At 67.8% G+C, this 15,054-nt stretch carries 14 protein-coding genes; 5 read left to right on the top strand and 9 right to left on the bottom strand.

Annotated elements, in window-relative coordinates:
• Nucleotide 1: 1 nt before the first annotated feature.
• The 4 genes from J3A72_RS14070 to J3A72_RS14055 form a co-directional block, all read right to left on the bottom strand.
• Entirely contained in the window at nucleotides 2-685 is a 684-nt protein-coding gene (locus J3A72_RS14070; protein WP_014647064.1) for a flagellar hook capping FlgD N-terminal domain-containing protein, read from the bottom strand.
• A gap of 23 nt (nucleotides 686-708) precedes the next feature.
• A complete protein-coding gene (flgC, locus tag J3A72_RS14065) occupies nucleotides 709-1,116 on the bottom strand; it encodes a flagellar basal body rod protein FlgC (RefSeq protein ID WP_005416461.1) in 408 nt (135 codons plus the stop codon).
• 3 nt (nucleotides 1,117-1,119) lie between these two features.
• A complete protein-coding gene (gene flgB, locus J3A72_RS14060; RefSeq protein WP_005409576.1) occupies nucleotides 1,120-1,515 on the bottom strand; it encodes a flagellar basal body rod protein FlgB in 396 nt (131 codons plus the stop codon).
• A gap of 151 nt (nucleotides 1,516-1,666) precedes the next feature.
• A complete protein-coding gene (locus J3A72_RS14055; protein WP_140222813.1) occupies nucleotides 1,667-2,611 on the bottom strand; it encodes a chemotaxis protein in 945 nt (314 codons plus the stop codon).
• A 258-nt stretch (nucleotides 2,612-2,869) separates the two neighbouring features.
• Between J3A72_RS14055 and flgA the strand changes: the two genes are divergently transcribed.
• From flgA to J3A72_RS14035, 4 genes are all read left to right on the top strand, one after another.
• Entirely contained in the window at nucleotides 2,870-3,526 is a 657-nt protein-coding gene (gene flgA / locus J3A72_RS14050; protein ID WP_140222812.1) for a flagellar basal body P-ring formation chaperone FlgA, read from the top strand.
• A 75-nt stretch (nucleotides 3,527-3,601) separates the two neighbouring features.
• Entirely contained in the window at nucleotides 3,602-3,907 is a 306-nt protein-coding gene (flgM, locus tag J3A72_RS14045) for a flagellar biosynthesis anti-sigma factor FlgM (RefSeq protein WP_014647067.1), read from the top strand.
• Nucleotides 3,904-4,242 carry a FlgN family protein gene (locus J3A72_RS14040; protein WP_014037132.1) on the top strand — a complete coding sequence of 113 codons (339 nt, stop codon included), beginning with the start codon at nucleotides 3,904-3,906 and terminating at the stop codon, nucleotides 4,240-4,242. The genes flgM and J3A72_RS14040 overlap by 4 nt, the downstream gene beginning before the upstream one ends.
• Before the next feature lie 91 nt (nucleotides 4,243-4,333).
• Nucleotides 4,334-5,554, top strand: a complete 1,221-nt coding sequence (locus tag J3A72_RS14035) for an ATP-binding protein (RefSeq protein ID WP_014647069.1) — start codon at nucleotides 4,334-4,336, stop codon at nucleotides 5,552-5,554.
• Between the two features lie 502 nt (nucleotides 5,555-6,056).
• Here J3A72_RS14035 and J3A72_RS14030 read toward each other — a convergent pair.
• Nucleotides 6,057-7,829: an EAL domain-containing protein gene (locus J3A72_RS14030; protein WP_140222811.1), complete on the bottom strand. Its 1,773-nt coding sequence runs from the start codon at nucleotides 7,827-7,829 to the stop codon at nucleotides 6,057-6,059.
• 4 nt (nucleotides 7,830-7,833) lie between these two features.
• Nucleotides 7,834-9,936, bottom strand: coding sequence for a PAS domain-containing sensor histidine kinase (locus tag J3A72_RS14025; protein WP_032961901.1), 2,103 nt, complete (start codon nucleotides 9,934-9,936; stop codon nucleotides 7,834-7,836).
• A gap of 130 nt (nucleotides 9,937-10,066) precedes the next feature.
• On the opposite strand from J3A72_RS14025, the gene J3A72_RS14020 reads away from it, so the two are divergent.
• The gene (locus J3A72_RS14020) at nucleotides 10,067-12,826 is read left to right on the top strand and encodes a GGDEF domain-containing phosphodiesterase (protein WP_209572041.1); all 2,760 of its coding nucleotides are present in this window, start codon (nucleotides 10,067-10,069) and stop codon (nucleotides 12,824-12,826) included.
• A gap of 124 nt (nucleotides 12,827-12,950) precedes the next feature.
• On the opposite strand, the gene J3A72_RS14015 is transcribed toward J3A72_RS14020, so the two are convergent.
• From J3A72_RS14015 to J3A72_RS14005, 3 genes are all read right to left on the bottom strand, one after another.
• Nucleotides 12,951-13,457, bottom strand: a complete 507-nt coding sequence (locus J3A72_RS14015) for a hypothetical protein (protein ID WP_140222809.1) — start codon at nucleotides 13,455-13,457, stop codon at nucleotides 12,951-12,953.
• 67 nt (nucleotides 13,458-13,524) lie between these two features.
• On the bottom strand, nucleotides 13,525-13,740 hold the full coding sequence (locus tag J3A72_RS14010) for a hypothetical protein (protein ID WP_014647074.1): 216 nt from the start codon (nucleotides 13,738-13,740) through the stop codon (nucleotides 13,525-13,527).
• A gap of 98 nt (nucleotides 13,741-13,838) precedes the next feature.
• The gene (locus tag J3A72_RS14005) at nucleotides 13,839-15,029 is read right to left on the bottom strand and encodes a methyl-accepting chemotaxis protein (RefSeq protein WP_014647075.1); all 1,191 of its coding nucleotides are present in this window, start codon (nucleotides 15,027-15,029) and stop codon (nucleotides 13,839-13,841) included.
• Nucleotides 15,030-15,054 lie beyond the last annotated feature (25 nt).

The raw sequence follows: 15,054 nt of genomic DNA, 5'->3' as shown, positions 1-15,054 counted from the left end.
CTCAGCTGACGCGGAGCACGTAGTCGATCGGGGCCGTGCCCAGGCCCTTGAGGTTCAGGTACAGGCCGTCGGAACCAACGGTCACGCTCTCCACCGGCGCCTGTACGTAGGTGGACAGCTTGGTGCTCTTGCCGGCGGTGTCGACATGGTTGGCGACGATGGAGTACTTGCCCGGCTCCATGCGCTTGCCGTTGGCATCCTTGCCGTCCCACTGGAAGGCGGTTTCGCCGGCAGCCTTGGCTTCCACGCTCAGCGAGGTGACCTTGGCGCCGTTGGCGTCGGTGATGTCCACGGTGATGATGCCGGCCGACGGTGCAGCCACCGTGCCTTCGACATTGCCTTCCTTCTCCAGCACCAGCTTTTCCGACGGCACCAGCACCTGGTGGCCGACCAGCGCAGCGCCACGCAGCACCTGGTCGCTGGCCATCGACTCCTGGAAGCCCTTCACCGTCTTGTTCAGATCGGTGATGCCCTGCACGGTGGACATCTGCGCCATCTGCGCGACCATCTGCGTGTTGTCCATCGGCTTCAGCGGATCCTGGTGCTGCAGCTGCTCGGTCATCAGGCGCAGGAAGTCGGCCTGGTCCAGCGTGTTCTTCTTTTTCGTGGCGTTGCTGTTGGGGGCGTTCAGGCCCAGCGCGGAATAGACGTCCTGGCTGGTCTGGTTGTTGACGGCGGTGGTCATGGCGGTATCCGGTGCTGCGGGCCTCAGCGGCCCATGGTCAGGGTGGCCAGGGCCAGTTCCTTGGCGGTGGTCAACATCTCCACGCCGGCCTGGTAATTGCGCGAGGTCGAGATCAGGTTGACCATCTGCGCCACCGGATCGACATCGGGCTGGTAGATGTAGCCATCGGCGTCGGCCAGCGGGTGGCCTGGCTCGTAGCGCTTGATCGGCGCGGCCTCGCTCTGGGTGATCTCCTTCACCTTCACCGAGGTGATGTTGGGATCGTTCTTGCTGGTGACGGCCTGGAAGATCGGTTCCAGCGGCTTGTACACGGCGTCGGCGGAACCGGCGACGGTGTCGGCATTGGAGAGGTTGGAGGCGATGGTGCTCATGCGCACCGACTGTGCCTGCAGCGCGGAGCCGGCGATGTCGAAGATCGGCAGGTTGCTCATGGCTTATTGCCCCGTGATCGCGGTCAGCATGGAACGCACCTTGCTCTCGACGAAGCTGAGCGAGGCGCGGTATTCCAGTGCGGCGCGGCCATAGGCGGCACGCTCGGCATCGGGGTCGACGGTGTTGCCGTCCAGGCTGGGCTGCACGCCTTCGCGCGCGATCTGGAACGGGTTCAGGCCACTACTGATCTCGTAGTGCTGCTCATGGGTGGTGGCCATCAGGCCATTGGCATCCTGCCCCTGGGCGTGGCGCAGGGCGGCATCGAAGTCCAGGTCCTGGGCCTTGTAGCCGGGAGTGTCGGCATTGCCGAGGTTGCTGGCGATCAGCTTCATCCGCTGTTCGCGCAACGGCATGGCCTGGGCGTGGACGCCCAGGTAGTCGGTAATCAGGTTGCGCACGGTGCACTCCCACGGGAACGTTGCCCGGGGAGCTGCAAGGGGTGTGCCAAATGGAGAGGGGGTCAGATCCCCGCAGGGGCTCTGACCCCGTGGTTGACGCGTTGCGATGCGGGGTCGGAGCCCGTTCCGGCATCCGACCCCTCGGCGGGCCTTACGCCGCCAGCGCCACCTTGCGCAGGCGGTCCAGCACGAAGTCGGCCAGCTCGTGCGGCGAGTACTTGGCGACGAACGCATTGGCGCCGACGCGCTCGACCATGGCGTTGTTGAAGACGCCCGACAGTGAGGTGTGCAGCAGCACGTACAGGCCGGCCAGGCCCGGGTGGCGCCGGATTTCCGTCGTCAGCGTGTAGCCATCCATGGCCGGCATCTCGATGTCCGAGATGACCATGGCATAGCGCTCAGCCGGGTTTTCCCCCGAGGCGTGGACCTGCAGCAGGTGGTCCAGCGCCTGCTTGCCGTCGGAAAGCAGGGTGGCACCCACGCCCAGCTGGTCCAGCACGCTGCGGATCTGCTGGCGGGCCACGCGCGAGTCGTCCACCACCAGCACCTGCAGCTGCGGGCCGTCGGCGGGCATGGCCATTGCCGGGTCGAGTACCGCTTCTCCGCGCATCTGGGCGATATCGGCCAGCACGCTCTCAACGTCGATCACCTGGATCAGCTCGCCCTGGAAGCGGGTCACCGCGGTCAGGTAGCTCGACTCGGCGCCCAGCTCCGGTGGCGGGTGGATGTCTTCCACCGCGATGTTGACGATGCGTTCGACGCCACTGACCAGGAAGCCCTGGATCGAGCGGTTGAATTCGGTGACGACCAGGTAGCCGGGCGAGGTGTCCGCGTCCGGTTCGCGCTCGGGGTGGCCGATCGCCAGGCCCAGGTCCAGTACCGGCACCGAGCGGCCGCGCACGTCGGCCACGCCGGAGAACTGGCTGGGCAGGCCGGGCACCTGGAACAGCTCCGGGCGGCGCAGGACTTCCTGCACCTTGAAGACATTGACGCCAAAAAGCTGACGTCCGCCGAGGCGGAACAGCAGCAGCGCCAGGCGGTTGTGGCCGGCCAGTCGGGTCCGCTGGTCGATCCGGTTGAGCAGGTCATGGGACATGGCTGCTGTATCGGCGTGGTGGGGGCGGAACTTGAGGGCGCTCTGTCGTCCGCGCGCTCCACACCGCTTTTGTAGAGCGACTGTCAGTCGACTGCTCTTCGATCCGATCACGGGAAACCCCGCGCTTCGCGCGAAAGTCGACTGGCAGTCGACTCTACCCATCCGGTCGAATCCCCATCCCGGATCCGATCAACGGGACCCGGTCTCTGGCACACCCCTTGCACGCTGCTGGGCCAGATCCCATCGACAGGAGGCGCCATGCGCCGGATCACATCCCTACTGGCCCTTGCACTGGCCGCTGCTGCGCCGTGGGCGGCGGCTGCCGACTGGCAACCGGTGGCCAGCATCCGCGCGGCCGCATTGTCGACGCTGCCTGCCGGCAGTGAAGGCGAGGCGCAGGTGGCCGATGCGCTGCGCCTGCCGAAATGCGGCAGCGCGTTGCAGGTGCAGCCCACCGCCAACACCACGGTGGAGGTGAGCTGTCCCGATGCGGGCGGCTGGCGCCTGTTCGTGCCGGTGAAGGTGCGGCGCAACCAGACCGTGCTGGTGCTCAACCGCGGAATCGGCACTGGAGAAACCCTCACGGCCGCCGATATCACCACTGCCCAGCGTGACGCTGCCCGGATTGCCGGCGCGGTGCTGTCCGATCCCAATGCAGCGATCGGCCGCATCGCCCGCCGTCCGTTGCAGGCCGGAGCCCTGCTGTCGAACAACGATCTGGTGGTCCAGCGTCTCATCAAGCGAGGAGACAATGTAGCCCTGGTGTCGCGTCGCGGCTCGGTCGAGGTGCGCATTGCCGGCCGTGCGATGGGTGATGCCGGTGAGAACGAGCGGGTCTCGGTCGAGAACCTGTCCTCGCGGCGGATCGTGCAGGGCACGGTCGACGCCGCAGGTGACGTAATCGTGGCGCGTTGATTTACCGCAAAATATCCCTAAAGATCACGGCCCTGCGGCCGTTATCCCTTGTGAACGGCAACTCCAGGACACCCCATGAGCCAGAAAATCGACGGCAACCTGCAGGTCCCCCAGGCACTGCGCAGCGTGACGACCCCGGCCAGCAAGCCCGGCGTCAGCACCGATGCGGCGGCGCGCCCGGTCGAGGCGGCCGACAGCCTGCGCCTGACCGGCGAGGCCACCAACCTGCAGGCCATCGAGCGTGAGCTGACCACCGCCCCGGCGATCGACGCCCAGCGCGTGGCGGCCGTGCGCGAGTCACTGCAGAACGGCACCTACAAGATCAACCCGGACGCGATCGCATCGCGCATGCTCGATCTGGACCAGCAGCTGCACGGATGACTGCGGCGATGAGCGAGCCGCTGCAGCGCCTCGCCCAGGCCCTGGACGTTGAGCGCCAGGCCCTGGTCGAGCACGACGTGCACGCCCTGATCCGGGCCACCGGCGCCAAGCTGGAAGCGCTGCGTGCGCTGGAAGGCGCGCCGCCGGTGGGCGAGGGCGAACAGCTGCAGGAACTGGCCGAGCGCAACCGCGCCAACGGCGTGCTGCTGTCGCGCCGTCGCCGCGAGGTGAACTGGGCGCTGCGCCAGCTCGGCCGTACCGAAGATGCCTCGGCCTACGATGCCAAGGGCCAGTCGCACACGGTCAGCATCGGCCGGCCACTCGCCGTCGCCTGACGCGACGGCGGTCGCACACCCCCTCCCGGTGGGCTGAAGCCCGCTGCATGACCGCGTATATTGGGCGCCTGTTCGAACGCCCCGAGTCGCCGTGTCCGCTGCCAACGCCCTGGTTACCGCCCCCCTTCCGCCGCAGCCGGTGCTGCAGGCCCTGCTTGAGCGCCTGCGCGAAGGCCTGCTGCTGTTCACTGAAGACGGGCAGGTGGCCCTGGCCAACCCGGCCGCGCAGAACCTGCTGGCCAGTGGCTCGGACGGCGGATTGCCGCCGCCGCAGCGGCTGCGCGAGCTGCTCCCCCCTGATGCACTGGAGCAGGCCCGCCAGCATGGCCACTGGAATGGCAGCCTGCCGCTGGGCGAGGGCGTGGTCATCGCCCACCTGTACCACCATGGTCCGGTCGGCGAAGGGCATTTCCTTGCGTTGTTCCGCCACATCGAAGGGCAGGAAGACTACGAGCGCGAACTGCAGCAGCGCCACGCCGAGCTGCGCCAGGCCTACCTGCGCCTCAATGGCACCCAGGAAAAGCTGCTGCAGTCGGAGAAGATGGCCTCGATCGGCCAGCTCGCCGCCGGCGTCGCGCACGAGATCAACAACCCGATCGGTTACGTGCACTCCAACCTGGGCAGCCTGCAGGAGTACCTGCGCAGCCTGTTCACCGTGATCGAAGCCTACGAGCGCGCCCTGCGCGCGCCGGACCCGAAGGCACTGATTCCGGAAATCGATGACATCCGTGACCGCCTGGACATCGACTTCATCAGCCGCGACCTGCCGCAGCTGATGGCGGAATCGCGCGAAGGCATCGAGCGCGTTACCCGCATCGTGCGCGACCTGAAGGACTTCTCGTATTCCGGTCGCGACGAATCGTGGAAGCTGGTCGACCTGCACGCGGGCCTGGAATCGACCATCAACATCATCTGGAACGAACTCAAGTACAAGGTCACCCTGGTACGCGAATTCGGCCAGTTGCCGCTGGTGGAGTGCCTGCCGTCGGAGTTGAACCAGGTCTACATGAACCTGCTGCTCAACGCTGGCCATGCCATCGCCGAGCGCGGCACGATCACCGTGCGCACCGGCGTTGATGGCGATCACGTGTGGGTTGAATTCGAAGACACCGGCGGCGGCATCTCGCCGGAACTGCGCCAGCGCATCTTCGATCCGTTCTTCACCACCAAGCCGGTCGGCAGTGGCACCGGTCTGGGCCTGTCGATCTCCTACAGCATCATCAACAAGCATCACGGCCGCATCGACCTGGACAGCACCCCGGGCGTGGGCTCGCGCTTCCGCGTGGTGCTGCCGGTGAAGCAGCCGCGCTGACCGCTTCCGAAGTGGAACCGGACACCCAGAGCAGCCGGCCAGCGGCCGGCTCTACCGGGGCCTATCGATGGTAGTGCCGGCCGCTGGCCGGCAACCTCATTGAAACCGGACACCCAGGGCAGCCGGCCAGCGGCCGGCTCTACCGGGGCCTATCGATGGTAGTGCCGGCCGCTGGCCGGCAACCTCATTGGAACCGGACACCCAGAGCAGCCGGCCAGCGGCCGGCTCTACCGGGGCCCATCGATGGTAGTGCCGGCCGCTGGCCGGCAACCTCATTGAAACCGGACACCCAGGGCAGCCGGCCAGCGGCCGGCCCTACCGGGGCCTATCGATGGTAGTGCGGGCCGCTGGCCGGCAGCTTCATTGAACCCGGCCACCCAGAGCAGCCGGCCAGCGGCCGGCTCTACCGGGGCCTATCGATGGTAGTGCCGGCCGCTGGCCGGCAACCTCATTGAAACCGGACACCCAAGGCAGCCGGCCAGCGGCCGGCTCTACCCGATCGTCACCGCGGCGGCCGATCCTCGCCACCATCCCCGGTTTCCACCGGTGCCGGGCCGGCATTGCTACGGCGCTGTTCTTCGTACGTGCGGAATGCCTGGTGGATGTGCTTGCGCAGCTCGTCGTCGTTCCACGGCTTGGTCAGGAAGCGATAGATCGCGCCGCGGTTGATCGCATCGGTCACCGTGTTCAGATCGGTGTAGCCCGACAGCACCAGGCGGATCGTATCCGGGTACAGCATCTTCACCCGGCCCAGGAACTCGGTGCCGCTCATGTCGCTCATGCGCTGGTCGGACAGGATCACCTGCACGTCGTTGATCGCCAGCAGATCAAAGGCGTCGCGCACGTTGCCAGCGGCCAGGATGCGGTAGCCGTCGCGGCGGAACAGGCGCACCAGCGAGCGCAGCACGTTCTCCTCGTCATCCAGCAGCAGCAACGTGCGGTCCGGGCGCGTTTCGGCGAAGGCTTCCGGGCGCAGGTAGCGGCGGCGCAGGGTCATGCCGGCGGCATCGGCCGACATCGGCTCGCCGAACAGGTAGCCCTGGAACACATCGCAGTCGTTGCGGCGCAGGAAGCCCAGTTGGGCCTGCGATTCCACGCCGTTGGCAATCACGGTCATGCCCAGCTGGTGGCCCATGGCAATGATCGCGCGGGCAATGGCCGCTTCGCGATTGCCAGCCGGTGCGCTCTTGATGAAGCTGCGGTCGATCTTCAGCTTGTCCACCGGGTAGCGCACCAGCGCGCTGAGGCTGGAATCGCCGGTGCCGAAGTTGTCCAGGCTCAGGCTGATGCCTTCGTTGCGCAGGTTGGCCAGCGTTTCATGGACGAAATTGACGTTGTTGGTCAGCGCGCTCTCGTTGATCTCCAGCGTCAGCATGTGCGCCGGCACGCCCGCGGCCTGCAGCAGGGACATCACCTCGGCGAAGAAGTTCGGCCGCAGCAGCTGCAGGGTGGACACGTTCACCGCGATGGTGAAGTCATCAAAGCCCTGGTCGCGCCACAACCGCGCCTGCTTCAATGCGCCTTCCAGCACCCAGGTGCCGATCTGCACGATGATGCCCAGGCGCTCGGCGGTGCGCATGAAGCGCTCCGGCACCAGCATGCCCAGGGTCGGCGACTGCCAGCGCAGCAGCGCTTCCATGCCGACCACGTGGCCGTCGCGGGCGCTCACCAGCGGCTGGTAACGCAGCTTCAGCTCGCCATTGGGAATGGCATCGACGATCTGGCGCGCGATGATGCTCTCGCTGTGCGCGCTCGGCGGGGTATCCACGGCATGGATGCGCACGGCATTGCCGCCTTCGCGGGCGGCCTGGTACAGCGCATCTTCGGCATGGTCGAGCAGGCGCGAGGCGCTGCTGGCATGTTCCGGGCACAGGCTCACGCCCAGCTTGCCGGTCATGAACAGCGTGTATGGAAGCACCGACAGCGGCAGTTCCATCTGCTGGCGGATCTCTTCAGCGAAGTCCTCCGGCAGCGGCAGGTCCGCGGTGCGGGGCACCGCGATCAGGAACTCGTCGCTGCCATGCCGCCACAGCTTGCCACGCCCGCGCAGGTAGGACTGCAGGCGCTGCGCCACCAGTACCAGCGCCTGATCGCCCACTTCGGCACTCATGTTCTCGTTGACCGATGCGAAGTGGTCGATGTCCACGTGCATCAGCATCAGCGCAATGCCGCCGGAGGCCGCCTCGGCAACCATCGCCTGCAGCTCGGGGTTGCCGGCGCCAAGGCGGTCGGGGGCATCATCGATGCTGACCGGGGGCAGGTTGGGATTCCACATAGGCTCAGTATTCCGGTGAATCGACGGCGGCCATGCTGGTCGCCTGGTAGGGGAGGTGGACGTCGATCAGGGTGCCCTCGCCATGCGCGGATTCGATCCGCACGTGGCCACCGACGCTCTGCGCGCGCTCGCGCATCACGATCAGGCCGAGGCCGCGCGGGCCGTCCGGATCGAAGCCTTCACCATCATCGCGGATCTGCAGGTGCAGGCCACGCTGGCTGACGTCGCGCAGCTGCAGCAGGACCTGGCTGGCGCGCGCATGGCGCAGCGCATTGGTCAGGCTTTCCTGTGCGATGCGGAAGCAGGCCTGTTCGATGCTGTTGTCGGGGCGGTGCGGCAGCGGCTCGATCTCGGCCAGCAGCTCCACCGGCGAAGAGCGGAACAGCACCCGCGCCTGCCAGCTCAGCGCCGCCTCCAGGCCCAGTGCATCCAGCTGCGGCGGGCGCAGCAGGGTGGAGATGTCGCGCAGCTTGGCCACGGTGGTGTCGGCCAGGCTGACGATCTGCGCCAGGTCCTCGCCACGACGCTTCGGATCGTCCTCATCCTGCGCCGCATGCGCCGACAGCTTGATCGCGGTAATGGCCTGGCCGATGTCATCGTGCAGGTCGCGCGAGATCGCGCGACGCTCGTCCTCCTGCAGCGAGAACAGCCGCCCGGCCATCGCCTGCAGCTCGCGATTGCTGGTTTCCAGCGCCCTGCGGGTGCGTTCGGAATCGCTCAGGTCGCGTACGATCAGCAGCTTGCAGTCACGACCGCCGTAGCGCACTTCGCCCACCGCCAGGCCGGCATGGAAGCTGCGGCCGTCCGCACGCTGCATGGCCACCACGCTGCTGTGGCCCGGCCCCAGGTGTGGCTGGCCGGCGCGCAGCTGGCTGCGCACCCGTGGCAGGTCGGCGGCAGCGACCAGTGCCGACAGCGGCTCGCCCAGCAGGGTGTGGCTGCCGTAGCCGAACAGGCCGGCGGCCCAGGCGTTGGCGTACAGCACGTGCTCGTCGGAGAGGATCACCACGCCGTCGGGCAGTACCCGCACCAGCTCGCGGAACTGTTCCTCGCGCTCGCGCAGCAGGCGCCGCGACTGCTCGCGCTCGGTCACGTCCTGCAGCGTGCCCAGCACGCGGCTGCGGCCGGCTTCGTCGATACCGCTGGCCGCCCGCAGGTGCACCATCAATGCACGGCCGTCCATCGACAGCAGCGGCAGCAGCACGTCCACCTGTACCGGCTCGCCGGAGCACAGTTCGGCCAGCAGCTGTTCGGTCTGGGTGGCGGTGGCCGGGTCGGCCGGCACCAGCAGCTCATCGAAGCGGTGCCAGCGCCGGGCCTCGGGCGGGCGGCGGCCGAGCAGGCGATAGACCTGGTTGGAATAGCGGCCCAGCCCGGTGGACGGGTCCAGTTCCCAGGCGCCGATGCGGGCCAGCTCATGGGCTTCCTCCACCCGGGCCAATGCCTGGTCGCGGCGCAGCTGGGCCAGATCCTCGGCGGTGCGGTCGATGGCGATCAGCAGGCGGGCGTTGTGGCCGTCGTAGCTGATGGCGTTGGAGCGCAGCTCCATCTGCCGCAGCGCGCCATCGCGCAGCTGCAGCTGAGCGCGCAGGATGCACAGCTCCTCGGGCGCCTCGCGGATCGCCTCCAGCTTGGTCTGCAGGGCCTGGTCCTGGCCCGGCGGCCACAAGGCGTCGATGGTCTGTTCCAGCAGCTCGTCGCGGTCCCAGCCGAAGGCGCTGCAGGCGGCGGGGTTGGCATCGAGGATCGCCAGCGTGTCCAGGTCGTAGACGAGGATCGGCCCGGGGTTGCCCTCGAACATCTGCCGCAGGCGCAGCTCGGAGGCCTGCTGGCGCGCATGGGTATGCAGCACGTGTTCGGCCAGCGGGCGCAGCAGCAGATAGAGCAGGCCCGCGCTGGCCAGCGCGAAGAACGAGCCCTTCAGGCCCTGCCACAGGGCCGCCTGCTGCGGATCGGGCACCAGCGCCTGCACCACGCTGTCGGTGGAGATCATCCAGGCCAGCGCCATCACCAGGTAGCTCAGCACCACCCGGCGCCGGTCACGGCTCAGCGCCTGCGCCATCCGCGGGTCGGGAACTGGGGCGTTGCCGGTCGGTTCTGCGGGCATGGACGGGGCGGGTGACAGGGGCGCCGGTCATCTTACCCCGCAGCGTGCCGTGACCACTCAATTATCCGCCGCAGGCGCCGTTAACCACTGCGTGCCCCGCTGACGGGCGTGTCATCCGGAGCAAGATCGCGTGGACCAAGGGATCATCGCCAGCCTGCTGCAGCACCCGCTTGCGTCGGCGCTGGTCATCGTCGACCGTGCCGGGCGCCCGCTGGCGGCCAATCCGGCCGCGCGCGAGCATGGCCTGCCGGCCACCGTGGCGGCCTATGCGCCGATGCTGGAAGATCTGCGCCTGATGGCCGCCGATGGTGGCATCGTCGCCTGCACGCTGCCGGGCGGCCCGCGGGGGCACTACGACGGGCACCTGCGTGCGGTGCACGACGGTGCCGGCAACCTGCTGGCGTTCACCCTGAGCATTCCCGAGCCGGTGCCGGTCGATGCGGGCGGGCGCTGGGAACTGGCACTGGACAGCGCCGGCCACAGCCTGTGGGACTGGGACATCCCCAGTGACCGGGTGGCGCGCACGCCGGCGCTGGGCGACGAGACCGCCACTGAATTGCTGTCTCGCGTGCACGGCGAGGACATCGTGCAGGTGCGCGCCGCGCTCGACGAGCACCTGCGCGGGCACAGCGAGCAGTACAGCGCACAGTTCCGTTTTCGCCAGGCCGACGGCCAGTGGCGTTGGGTGCTCGATCGCGGCCGGGTGGTCGCCCGCACCGCCGATGGCCAGCCCCTGCGCATGGTCGGCACGCATACCGATATCGAGCAGCAGAAGCAGCTCGAATCGCTGCTGCAGGAACAGCAGCTGCACCTGAGCGAGGCCCAGCGCATCGCCAGCATGGGCAGCTGGTCGTTTGATCCCAACAGCGGGCATTTCTGGTGGTCGCCGGAACTGCGTTCGCTGCTGGCCCTGGAGCAGGGCGCCGTTCCAGGCCAGCGGCGTTGGCTGAAGCAGCTGCATCCACGCTCCCGCGGCGCGCTGCGCGCGGCATGGCGGCGGTTGTGGCGCGATGGCCGCGCTGCCAACCTCGAGCTGGAGCTGACCCGCGGCCATGAGCCTTCGCAGCACCTGCGGCTATGGATGCAGCCGCTGCTGGACATGGACGGGCAACCCAAGCGCCTGCTCGGCCAGGTACAGAACATCACCGAACAGCACCAGACCGATGCGTTGATCCGCTGGCGCACCGAACTGCTGAACCGGGTCTCCGCGCTGGGCCGCATCGGCGGCTGCGAGATCGAAGTGCAGACCCGCAGCATGCAATGGACCGAGGAGTGCTACCGCATCCATGGCCTGCGCAAGGAACCGATCACCCTCGACCAGGCGCTGGCGCTGTACACGGAGGACTCGCGCAACGCGTTCGAGGCGGCGCTCGCCCGTATCGCCAACGGCGGCCTGCCCGAGCAGCTGGACCTGTGCTTCTACCGCCAGTCCGGCCTGCGCGTCTGGGTGCAGGTGCTGATCGAACTGGACCGCCGTGACGGCCTGCCGCCGCGGTTCGTTGTCCTGTTCCGTGACATCACCCGCGAGCGCGAAGCCAACGAACGCATCGAACTGCTGGCCCACTACGACCTGCTGACCGGCCTGCCCAATCGCGTACTGCTCGGCGAACAGACCGCCGAAGCCATCGAGGAAGCACGCGACCGCGGAACCTCGCTGGCCATGCTGTTCATCGACCTGGACGGCTTCAAGACCATCAACGACAGCTTCGGCCACGCCACCGGCGATGCGCTGCTGAAGGCCGCAGCCACCCGCCTGCACCAGAACCTGCGCAACAACGACCTGTTCGGCCGCTTCAGTGGCGATGAGTTCATCGTGGTGCTGCGCGACCTGGCCGAGCCGGAAGATGCCGGTCATGTCGCCCGCAAGCTGATTGCCTCGCTGGCTGAGCCGCTGCGCCGTGGCGAGACCACGTTGAAAGTCGGCGCCAGCGTCGGCATCGCGATGCTGGGCGATGCGCAGACCGATTGCGACTCACTGCTGCGCGCGGCCGACGCCGCGATGTATGCGGCCAAGGAAGCCGGGCGCAACACCTACCAGTACTACAGCCAGGACGCCCTGGCCCGCATCCAGCGCCGGCTGGACGTCGAGCATGCCCTGCATGGGGCGATCGAGCGCGACGAGTTCAGCCTGGCCTACCAGCCGCTGCTGCACGCCCACCACGGCGAGCCACCGGCGATCGAGGCACTGTTGCGCTGGCACCGCCCCGGCATCGGCTACTGCAGCCCGGCCGAGTTCATTCCCATTGCCGAAAAGTGCGGCGAGATCGTGCGCATCGGCGACTGGGTGCTGAACGAGGCCTGCCGCCAGGCGACCGCCTGGGACCGTGCCGGACTGCACTTTGATCGCATCGCGGTCAACGTGTCGGCGGTGCAGCTGCGTGATCGCGGCTTCGCCGAGCGCGTGATCGAGATCTGCCATGCCCATGGCTGGCCGCCGCAACGGCTGGAACTGGAGCTGACCGAGTCGGCGCTGATCCGTGATACCGACATCCTGCGCCATTGCTTCGACGTGCTGGAACGGCATGGCGTGCCGCTGGCGGTGGATGACTTCGGCACCGGCTTCTCCAACCTCAATTACCTCAATCGCTTCCCGGTGGGGCGCCTGAAGATCGACCGCAGTTTCGTGCAGGGCATGCTGCATGATTCGGGCACGGCCGAAGTCACCCAGGCCATCGTCCACCTGGGCCACGCGCTGGGCATGAAGGTGGTGGCCGAAGGCGTGGAAACCCACCAGGAAGAAGACATGCTGCGCCGCCAGGGCTGCGACGAGATCCAGGGCTACCTGTACTCGCGCCCGCTCAGCCCGCGTGATCTGGCGCAGTGGCTGCGCCAGCAGCGCCCGGCGCCAATGCGCACCGACGCCAGCGGCGAAGCGGTGCTGGTGCGCTGAGGGTCTGCGCTGGCGGATGCCGGCGCGGTGCGGCCTGACTCTGGTGCGCCCAGCTCTGGTGGGTGCCGACCGTTGGCCGGCACGGATGCCCTGGCGCTCGCGATCATCCACGCATGGCGTGGAACTACCTGGGAAACTCCGCCTTCAACTGCATGCGCAGGGCCTCGACGATGGCCGCATAGCGCCGCTTCTGGACCAGGTAGCTGGCCAGGAACAGCGGCAGCACCAGCAGCATCGGTGCCACCATCGGGCGCATCGCCACCAGTGGCAACAGCAGCAGTGACAGGATTGCCACGAACCAGCTGCACAGGCCGATCACCCGCACCTCGTGCCGTTGCGCGTTGAGAACGATGCGTCCACGCATCACCGGGAAGTAGCGCAGGCCGAAGCTCGGTGCGAAGCTCTCGCGGAACGCCATGCTGCCATCGGGCAGCGCATGGAAGGCCAGTTGCAGCCATCTGTCCTGCGGCAGGTCACGTTCCAGGCTGCCCAGCGAGAGCCGGGCCTGCATGGCCGGTGACGCCGCGATGCGTTCGTTGAACAGGGTGATGCCCCAGCTGAAATAGCCGGCCACCCAGGCCATCAGAAGGACGGCTTCGATCAGGAGCATTGCGATCAGGGCGATGGCCATCGGTCTTCCATGAACGGGACCGGTGGATCATGCCATGCGGGACGGCCCATCCACGCAGGACGTGGATCTACTTCAGGGCTTCGCCATCCAGGCCCAGGTCCCATGCCAGGCCCAGCAGTTCATCGTCGGCTCGGGAGGGGGTGGGGCGCGCATCGGCCAGCTGCTGCAGTTCGAGCAGTTCCTCGCGGGCCACGTCTTCCAGCCGCTGCAGCTGCTCACGCACGCTCGCGTTGCGCGGGCGCTCGGTGTCGGTGAGGGCGGGCAGGGCGCGGATCAGGGTCATGGTGCGCGTACAGGATGCATCCAATGGCAGGTTACAGGCAAAGGCCCCGGACGAACCGGGGCCTTGCGGGCTGCCGGCGAGGGCAGCGGACATCAGGATCAGAACAGCTCGACGGTGCCGGCGCCCATGCTCTGCTGGGCGACGGGCTTGTGCGGCGGGCGTTCCCATTCGCTGCGCAGCTCGCGCAGGCGATTGCCGGTGCGCTGCAGGGCGCTGGCGATCTCTTCGTCGAACACGCCGCCATTGCGGTGCAGCAGTTCCTGCAGGGCCACCGCTTCGCGGTTGATCGCGGTCAGGCGGTCCAGGTGGGTGTGCACACCGCCCAGCGCCTGGGTGGCGATGTCTTCGAACTGCAGGGCACGCACGGCTTCGGCCACGCTGCCATCGATCGCACGGGCGCACTCGGACACTTCGCGCATGCCGTCGCCCAGCGAGGCGTTGATCTGCGCGACGTTGTCGAGCATCGCTGCTGCTTCCTGGCGGGCTTCGCGGGAGCGGTCCATATCGCGCGAGGCCATGTGCGAAACCGTCTCGCGCACCTTGGCGATGGCGTCCTTGGAGCTGTGCGCCAGCTTGCGGATCTGCTCGTTGAAGGTGGTCGAGCGCTCGGACAGGTTGCGCACTTCGTCGGCGACCACGGCGAAGCCACGACCGGCTTCACCGGCGCGCGCCGCTTCGATGGCCGCGTTCAGCGCCAGAAGGTTGGTCTGGTCGGCGATCGACTTGACGTCTTCCAGCAGCGCGAAGATGCCATCCAGGTGCTGCGCCATCTGGTCGATGTGCTGCACGGTGGTGCTGCTCTGGCCGCTCACCTGTTCCAGCGCTTCCACCAGCTGTTCCATGCGATGGCTGGCGTGCTGGGCGAAACGGGCAACGTCGAGGCCGGCATTGCCTTCATCACCGGCGCGGTCGACGATGCGCGACAGGGCCTGGCTCTGCTGGCGCGACTTGCGGTTCATGGCATCGAAGCTGCCGCCCAGGCTGGAGACGGCCTGGCGGATCAGGTCACGGGCGCGTTCCACTTCGCCACGCGAACCGTCGATCTCGTTGCCGACGAAGTTGCGCAGCTCGGTCAGCAGCTGGTCCTGTTCGCGCAGGACACGGGCGTGCTCGGGGGAACGATGTGCCTGTGCGCGGGTGGTCCACCACGCAAAGCCGAGCCAGCTCAGCGTCATCGTGGTCAGGATCGCCCAGCGCAGGGCGGCCGGCCATTCGAAACCGATGGCGAAGGGGAGCAGCAGGGTCAGAGCCAGGGGGGCGGCCAGACGGATGAAAATGCGTGAGTACATGGACGTTCTCGGGAGGTGCACGGAG

Source organism: Stenotrophomonas sp. PvP093 (assembly GCF_017876915.1).
In the GTDB taxonomy this organism is placed as follows: Bacteria; Pseudomonadota; Gammaproteobacteria; order Xanthomonadales; family Xanthomonadaceae; genus Stenotrophomonas; species Stenotrophomonas muris.
The sequence above is the reverse complement of the archived record's forward strand: the minus strand, read 5'-3'. Positions and strand labels throughout refer to the sequence as shown.

What these genes read in the sequence shown, in the direction of transcription:
- J3A72_RS14070 (WP_014647064.1), bottom strand. Translation starts at nt 685, where the DNA reads ATGACCACCGCCGTCAACAACCAGACCAGCCAGGACGTCTATTCCGCG.
- flgC (WP_005416461.1), bottom strand. Translation starts at nt 1,116, where the DNA reads ATGAGCAACCTGCCGATCTTCGACATCGCCGGCTCCGCGCTGCAGGCA.
- J3A72_RS14055 (WP_140222813.1), bottom strand. Translation starts at nt 2,611, where the DNA reads ATGTCCCATGACCTGCTCAACCGGATCGACCAGCGGACCCGACTGGCC.
- flgA (WP_140222812.1), top strand. Translation starts at nt 2,870, where the DNA reads ATGCGCCGGATCACATCCCTACTGGCCCTTGCACTGGCCGCTGCTGCG.
- flgM (WP_014647067.1), top strand. Translation starts at nt 3,602, where the DNA reads ATGAGCCAGAAAATCGACGGCAACCTGCAGGTCCCCCAGGCACTGCGC.
- J3A72_RS14040 (WP_014037132.1), top strand. Translation starts at nt 3,904, where the DNA reads ATGACTGCGGCGATGAGCGAGCCGCTGCAGCGCCTCGCCCAGGCCCTG.
- J3A72_RS14030 (WP_140222811.1), bottom strand. Translation starts at nt 7,829, where the DNA reads ATGTGGAATCCCAACCTGCCCCCGGTCAGCATCGATGATGCCCCCGAC.
- J3A72_RS14025 (WP_032961901.1), bottom strand. Translation starts at nt 9,936, where the DNA reads ATGCCCGCAGAACCGACCGGCAACGCCCCAGTTCCCGACCCGCGGATG.
- J3A72_RS14015 (WP_140222809.1), bottom strand. Translation starts at nt 13,457, where the DNA reads ATGGCCATCGCCCTGATCGCAATGCTCCTGATCGAAGCCGTCCTTCTG.
- J3A72_RS14010 (WP_014647074.1), bottom strand. Translation starts at nt 13,740, where the DNA reads ATGACCCTGATCCGCGCCCTGCCCGCCCTCACCGACACCGAGCGCCCG.
- J3A72_RS14005 (WP_014647075.1), bottom strand. Translation starts at nt 15,029, where the DNA reads ATGTACTCACGCATTTTCATCCGTCTGGCCGCCCCCCTGGCTCTGACC.